Genomic DNA, 6,371 nt, shown 5'->3' with positions numbered 1-6,371 from the left:
GAGCTGGAGTCGCAAAATTTTTCCTTTTATTGCCTAGAGAGAAATAGTCATTTCATTCCCTGAAGCTCCCGGAGCTGGAGTCGCAAAATTTTCCTTTTATTGCCTAGAGAGAAATAGTCGTTTCATTCCCTGAAGCTCCCGGAGCTGGAGTCGCAAAATTTTTCCTTTTATTGCCTAGAGAGAAATAGTCATTTCATTCCCTGAAGCTCCCGGAGCTGGAGTCGCAAAATTTTCCTTTTATTGCCTAGAGAGAAATAGTCGTTTCATTCCCTGAAGCTCCCGGAGCTGGAGTCGCAAAATTTTTCCTTTTATTGCCTAGAGAGAAATAGTCGTTTCATTTACTGAAGCTCCCGGAGCTGGAGTCGCAAAATTTTCCTTCTATTACTATTGAACAATAGTCGTTTCATTTGCTCAAGCTCCCGGAGCTGGAGGATGAAAATTTTCCTTTTATTGCCTGGAGAGGAATAATTATTTTATTTTGTTAAGCTCCTAAAAAATCGCGCATCGAAGGATTTTCTCTTGCATCTTCACAACAATTGTGATATCGTAAAGTTAGCTGGAGTCGTTCGCCTATGTACATGATTTTTTATTCAACTAAAAAAAACTTATCAGCGATCGCGAATATTAATGTCAAAGATAAATAGGTTCTATAAAGCAATAGTAGTTTCATTTGCTGAAGCTCTCGGAGCTGGATGATGAAAATTTTCTCAACTGTCAAGTCCCCTTACTCGCTGCCAAACCTGCTCCAATAAATCGGAAGCATTCGCATCAAACCATTCAATTTCTCGATACGCACGAAACCAAGTGCGTTGTCGCTTCGCAAACTGACGAGTATGTAAAACTGTTGCCTCGATCGCTTCAGTCAAGCTAATATCTCCTGCCAAATATTGTTTCATCTCTGCATAACCCAAAGTATTCAATAATGGCAACTCCGCACCATATTTTTCACACAAAAATTTTACTTCCTCCACTAACCCAACTTCTACCATTTTCTCAGTCCGATGACGAATACGATCGCCCAAAACCTCCACATCACAATCTAACCCTATTTGCAAAATTGGATAATCTGGAGGGTTTTCTCCCTGTTGTTGAGAAATTGGTTTCCCACTTACATAAAACACTTCCAACGCTCGTAAAGTTCGCACCACATCATTAGGGTGAATTTTCTCAGCAGCAACTCCATCAACCTGCTGCAACATTTTGTAACATTGATTTTGTCCTAAATCTGCTAGTTGCGATCGCAACTTTTCATTAGGCCCAACTCTGGGAATCTTCAAACCCTTAACTATTGCCTTTATGTATAATCCCGTACCTCCCACTAATAAACTTGGTGGAGCAAAATCAGTTTCAGCAGTAGGAGAATTAACAATCAAACGTTGTGCCTGTTCCTGATATTCTGCTAGTGTCAGAGTTTCTGTTGGTTCACAAATATCTATTAAATAATGAGGTACTAATTCTCGTTCTTTTCTAGTTGGTTTTGCGGTTCCAATGTTAAAATCTTTATAGACTTGACGGGAATCTGCACTGAGAATTACTGAACCTAATCTCTGGGCCAAATCCAAAGCTAATCCAGACTTACCCGTAGCTGTTGGCCCGCAAATAGTAATTAAATTCAAAATTCAAAATTCAAAATTCAAAATTCAAGGAAATTACTTAATTAAATTATTATATCAGTAATTACGCACCCAATAAAATTCAAAATTCAAAGTTCAAAACTTGCAGAAATTCTGATACTTCTCAAATTCAGTCACAGCAATAATTTAACCCCTGACTCCTGACATAAAAAGTCAAAAGTTAAAAGTTAAAAGTCAAAACTTGCAGAAATTCTCATGCCTCTCAAATTTAGCTACAGCAAGAATTTAACTGACTATTCCGACTACTGACTACTGACTACTGACTACTGATTCAAAACTTGCAGAAATTCTGATGCTTCTCAAATTCAGTCACAGCAAGAATTTAACTCCTGACTCCTGACTCAGAAAAAGTTCAAAGTTAAAAGTTAAAATTAGCAGAAATTCTCATGCCTCTCAAATTTAGCTACAGCAAGAATTTAACTGACAATTCCGACTACTGACTACTGACTACTGACTACTGACTACTGACTACTGATTCATAACTTGCAGAAATTCCCATACCTCTGAAATTCAGTCACAACAAGAATTTAACTCCTGACTCCTGACATAAAAAATCAAAAGTTAAAAATCAAAAGTTAAAGCTAGCAGAAATTCTTATGCCTCTGAAATTCAGTCACAGCAAGAATTCAACCCCTGACTCCTGACTCAGAAATAATTCTATCCTGACTTATGACTCTTTACTTATGACTAATAACTTCTAAATACTATCTACATCCCCTAAATAAATTTCTTCTCAAAATACTCTATAGTCGCTTTTAAGGCATTTATGTTATAATTTAGGAGAAAAATTTCATTTATTGATGAAAGTTAGTATTACAGCCATTATAGGGAGAGATATTGCTATGGCCAGCAACAATTACGGTGCTGAACAAATACAGGTCTTGGAAGGTCTCGAAGCAGTGCGGAAGCGACCGGGAATGTACATTGGTTCCACGGGACCTCGTGGACTCCATCATCTAATCTACGAAGTGGTTGATAACTCCATTGATGAGGCGCTAGCTGGTTATTGCACCCACATCGAGGTTGACCTGAATGAAGATGGGTCTGTCAAAGTTACAGATGATGGCCGGGGTATTCCGGTAGATACTCATTCTAAAACAGGTAAGTCTGCTTTGGAAACAGTTATGACTGTTCTCCACGCTGGAGGTAAGTTTGGTGGAGGCGGATATAAAGTTTCTGGGGGATTACACGGTGTCGGGGTTTCCGTAGTCAATGCTTTGTCCGAGTGGGTAGAGGTAACAGTCTGGCGGGATAAAAAGACACATATCCAACGTTATGAGCGTGGCAAACCTACTGGAGATTTAAAATCTAAAGCTAATAAAGAAAAGCGGACAGGTACATCGGTGCAGTTTCTGCCAGATGAGGAAATTTTTACTACAGGTATTGAGTTTGACTACAATACCATAGTTGGTCGTTTGCGAGAGCTAGCATATTTGAATGCAGGTGTCAAGATTACAATTACAGATCACCGCCTGGAGTTACTTAAAAGTGATGAAGCGCGAGTAGAATCTTATTGTTATGAGGGTGGTATTAAGGAATATGTCACCTATATGAACCGGGAAAAACAACCTTTGCATGAAGAGGTGATTTTTGTGCAGGGGGAAAAGAATGATGTGCAAGTGGAAGTAGCTTTGCAATGGTGTGTGGATGCTTTTAGTGATAATGTTCTCGGTTTTGCTAACAATATTAGAACTGTTGATGGTGGTACTCATTTGGAAGGGTTAAAAACTGTTTTAACTAGGACAATGAATGCTATTGCTCGGAAGCGGAATAAACTTAAAGAAAGTGAGGCAAATTTAGGTGGTGAAAATGTTCGGGAAGGATTGACGGCAGTTATTTCTGTTAAGGTTCCAGAACCAGAATTTGAAGGTCAAACTAAGACTAAGTTAGGTAATACTGAAGTTAGGGGTATTGTTGACTCTTTGGTGGGAGAAGTTTTAACTGAATATTTAGACTTTAATCCTCAAGTTGCTGATGCAGTTTTAGAGAAAGCTATTCAAGCTTTTAAAGCAGCAGAAGCAGCTCGTCGAGCGAGGGATTTAGTTAGGAGAAAATCAGTTTTAGAATCTTCTCCATTACCAGGAAAACTAGCCGATTGCAGTACGAAAAACCCGGAAGAATCCGAGTTATACCTCGTCGAAGGGGACAGCGCCGGCGGATGTTTTCTGGCCCATCAACAAGTTATTTTAGCTGATGGACGTAGACTTAGCTTTATAGAAATAGTCGCTGAACAAGCTGAAGGTAAAGAACATTTTTGTTACACAATTAATGAGAAGGGATATGTGGCAATTGAACGGATAATTAATGCAAGAATGACTAAGAAAAATGCCACAGTTATTAAGATAACTTTGGATAATGATGAGACTATAATTTGTACTCCAGATCATCCTTTTATGCTCAAAGATGGTAGTTATAAACAAGCAGCTTTATTAACACCTTATGATGCTTTGATGCCTCTGTATAGAAAGTTATCTCAAAAGACAAAAAGTGGTCAGGGATTAGATGGTTATGAAATGGTTTGGAACCCTAAAAAAGACAGTTGGATTTATACTCATTTATTGGCAGATTTTTATAACTTGGAAGCAGGGGTATATAATTCAGCAGATGGCGATCATCGTCATCATATTGATTTCAATAAACTGAATAATAATCCTACCAATATTCAGCGACTTCCGGCGAAGGAACATTGGGCATTGCACAGGGCACATCTTGAATTTACTTTACATCGTCCTGATGTTATAGAAAAAAGTCGGCAAGCTCATCAAACTGATGAATATCGGGCGAAGATGAAGGAACGAATGCAGGAACCTGAAACACGATATATTTTGTCGAAACAAGCGAAAGCACAGTGGGAAGTTGATGAGTATAAAGCTTTTATGGCTCAGAAATGGCGCGAGTTTTATGATAGCAATGAAGAGTATCGTGAAGAAAATCGCGAACAGTTAATGAAAGCACAGCAGGAATATTGGAGTCATGCTGAAAACTGTCAAGCTCAAGCAGATCGAGTACGGGATTATTTTGCGAATAACCCAGAAGCACGGGAGGCAGCTTCTGAAGTAGCAAAAGAACAATGGCAGGATGAAGATTTGTTGGAGTGGCGACGACAAAAAACTAAGGAACAGTGGACTCCTGAATTTCGTGCGAAGCGTCGGGAAGCACTGGATAAAACTTACTATCGCAAGACTCTTGAAGCTTTGCACAAAGTTTACCAGAGTTCTCGTTTCATAGATTTGGATTTGTATGATATTTATCGTCGTCGCGAGAAGGATAAGTCGATGTTGAAGTTTGAGACTTTTTGCGATCGCTATTTTGGAGGAGATGAATTTTTAGCGCGGGATGCTATTCGTAATTATAATCATCGGGTTGTTTCTATTGAACCTTTGGAAGAGCGACGAGATGTTTATGATATTGAAGTTCCCAATACTCATAATTTTGCTTTAGCGAGTGGAGTTTTTGTTCATAATAGTGCTAAACAAGGGCGCGATCGCCGTTTCCAAGCTATATTGCCGTTGCGGGGTAAAATTATCAATATTGAGAAAACGGATGATGCCAAAATTTACAAAAATAATGAAATTCAATCAATGATTACAGCTTTGGGTTTGGGTATCAAAGGGGATGAGTTTGATGCTTCTCAACTGCGGTATCATAAGATAATTATTATGACTGACGCTGATGTTGATGGCGCTCATATTCGGACGTTATTGTTGACGTTTTTCTACCGATATCAACGAGCGTTGGTAGATCAGGGTTATATCTATATTGCTTGCCCACCTTTGTATAAAGTGGAACGGGGACGGAATCATTACTATTGTTATAGCGATCGCGAACTTACTCAGTTGGTTCAAAATGAGTTTCCTGGGAATGCGAACTATACTATCCAACGGTTTAAGGGTTTGGGTGAAATGATGCCAGTTCAGTTGTGGGATACAACGATGAACCCTGACACTCGGACATTGAAGCGGGTGGAGATTGAGGATGCTGCGGAGGCAGATCGGATATTTACCGTGTTGATGGGCGATCGGGTGGCGCCGAGGCGTGAGTTTATTGAGACTTACGGACCGAAATTGAAGATTACTGATTTGGATATTTAACATTAATGAATAATTAATAATGAATAATTAATAATTATCCATTGGTAACGTTTTATCGTAGGGGTTTGGTCTCCAAACCCTGCTCTCCAAACCCAAGCAAAAATGAAATTTGGAGACGAAGATAATTTGATTGTGATCAAGCTTGACAGAGGATTGTTTTAGGTTTAAAATTAGACAATTTTAATCAATAAAAGTAGTATATTTTTTCTCAAGAGGCTAAGAAAAATGAAAACAAAACATCTACTAATGGCTGGATTAGGATTAATTAGTTTTGTTGGTATGAGTCTAAGTTCAGTACAAAAAGCTTTTGGTCAGGAAAGGGTTGTTGAAGATAATCAAGGTAGACTTTATCTTGAAGTTCGACAGGGATATAACCGACCAGATACTTTTTGTGCTATTCGTCGTGATTATCGGTATTGTTTTAACGTTAGTTATAATCCATCTGAGTGTTATCAAGGAGTGTGTTTTTTTTCGCTTATAAGAAATGTCGATCAAGAAATTAAAGACCGGAATAGGTGTCTCTTGGCTAGGCGTGGAAATATTGCTGCTGTTCATTTAGTAAGAGCTTTAGGTCTTGATTGTACAACGTATTGATTGTACAATTTATAATCTTGCTCAACCTAAATGAGGTTAATGAGCCGTAATC

At 38.6% G+C, this 6,371-nt stretch carries 3 protein-coding genes; 2 read left to right on the top strand and 1 reads right to left on the bottom strand.

What is annotated here, in order from left to right:
* Positions 1-707: 707 nt before the first annotated feature.
* Positions 708-1,616, bottom strand: coding sequence for a tRNA (adenosine(37)-N6)-dimethylallyltransferase MiaA (miaA, locus tag F6K40_RS19140; protein ID WP_293138646.1), 909 nt, complete (start codon positions 1,614-1,616; stop codon positions 708-710).
* Positions 1,617-2,476: 860 nt separating this feature from the next.
* Here miaA and gyrB point away from each other — a divergent pair.
* Positions 2,477-5,725: a DNA topoisomerase (ATP-hydrolyzing) subunit B gene (gyrB, locus tag F6K40_RS19135; protein ID WP_293138645.1), complete on the top strand. Its 3,249-nt coding sequence runs from the start codon at positions 2,477-2,479 to the stop codon at positions 5,723-5,725.
* 225 nt (positions 5,726-5,950) lie between these two features.
* The gene (locus tag F6K40_RS19130; protein ID WP_293138644.1) at positions 5,951-6,319 is read left to right on the top strand and encodes a hypothetical protein; all 369 of its coding nucleotides are present in this window, start codon (positions 5,951-5,953) and stop codon (positions 6,317-6,319) included.
* The last annotated feature ends 52 nt before the right edge of the window (positions 6,320-6,371 follow it).

Source organism: Okeania sp. SIO3I5 (assembly GCF_010672085.1).
Lineage (GTDB): Bacteria > Cyanobacteriota > Cyanobacteriia > Cyanobacteriales > Microcoleaceae > Trichodesmium.
The sequence above is the reverse complement of the archived record's forward strand: the minus strand, read 5'-3'. Positions and strand labels throughout refer to the sequence as shown.

Excerpts from the sequence above, each read along its gene's own strand:
- gyrB (WP_293138645.1), top strand. The coding sequence starts at position 2,477 with ATGGCCAGCAACAATTACGGTGCTGAACAAATACAGGTCTTGGAAGGT.
- F6K40_RS19130 (WP_293138644.1), top strand. The coding sequence starts at position 5,951 with ATGAAAACAAAACATCTACTAATGGCTGGATTAGGATTAATTAGTTTT.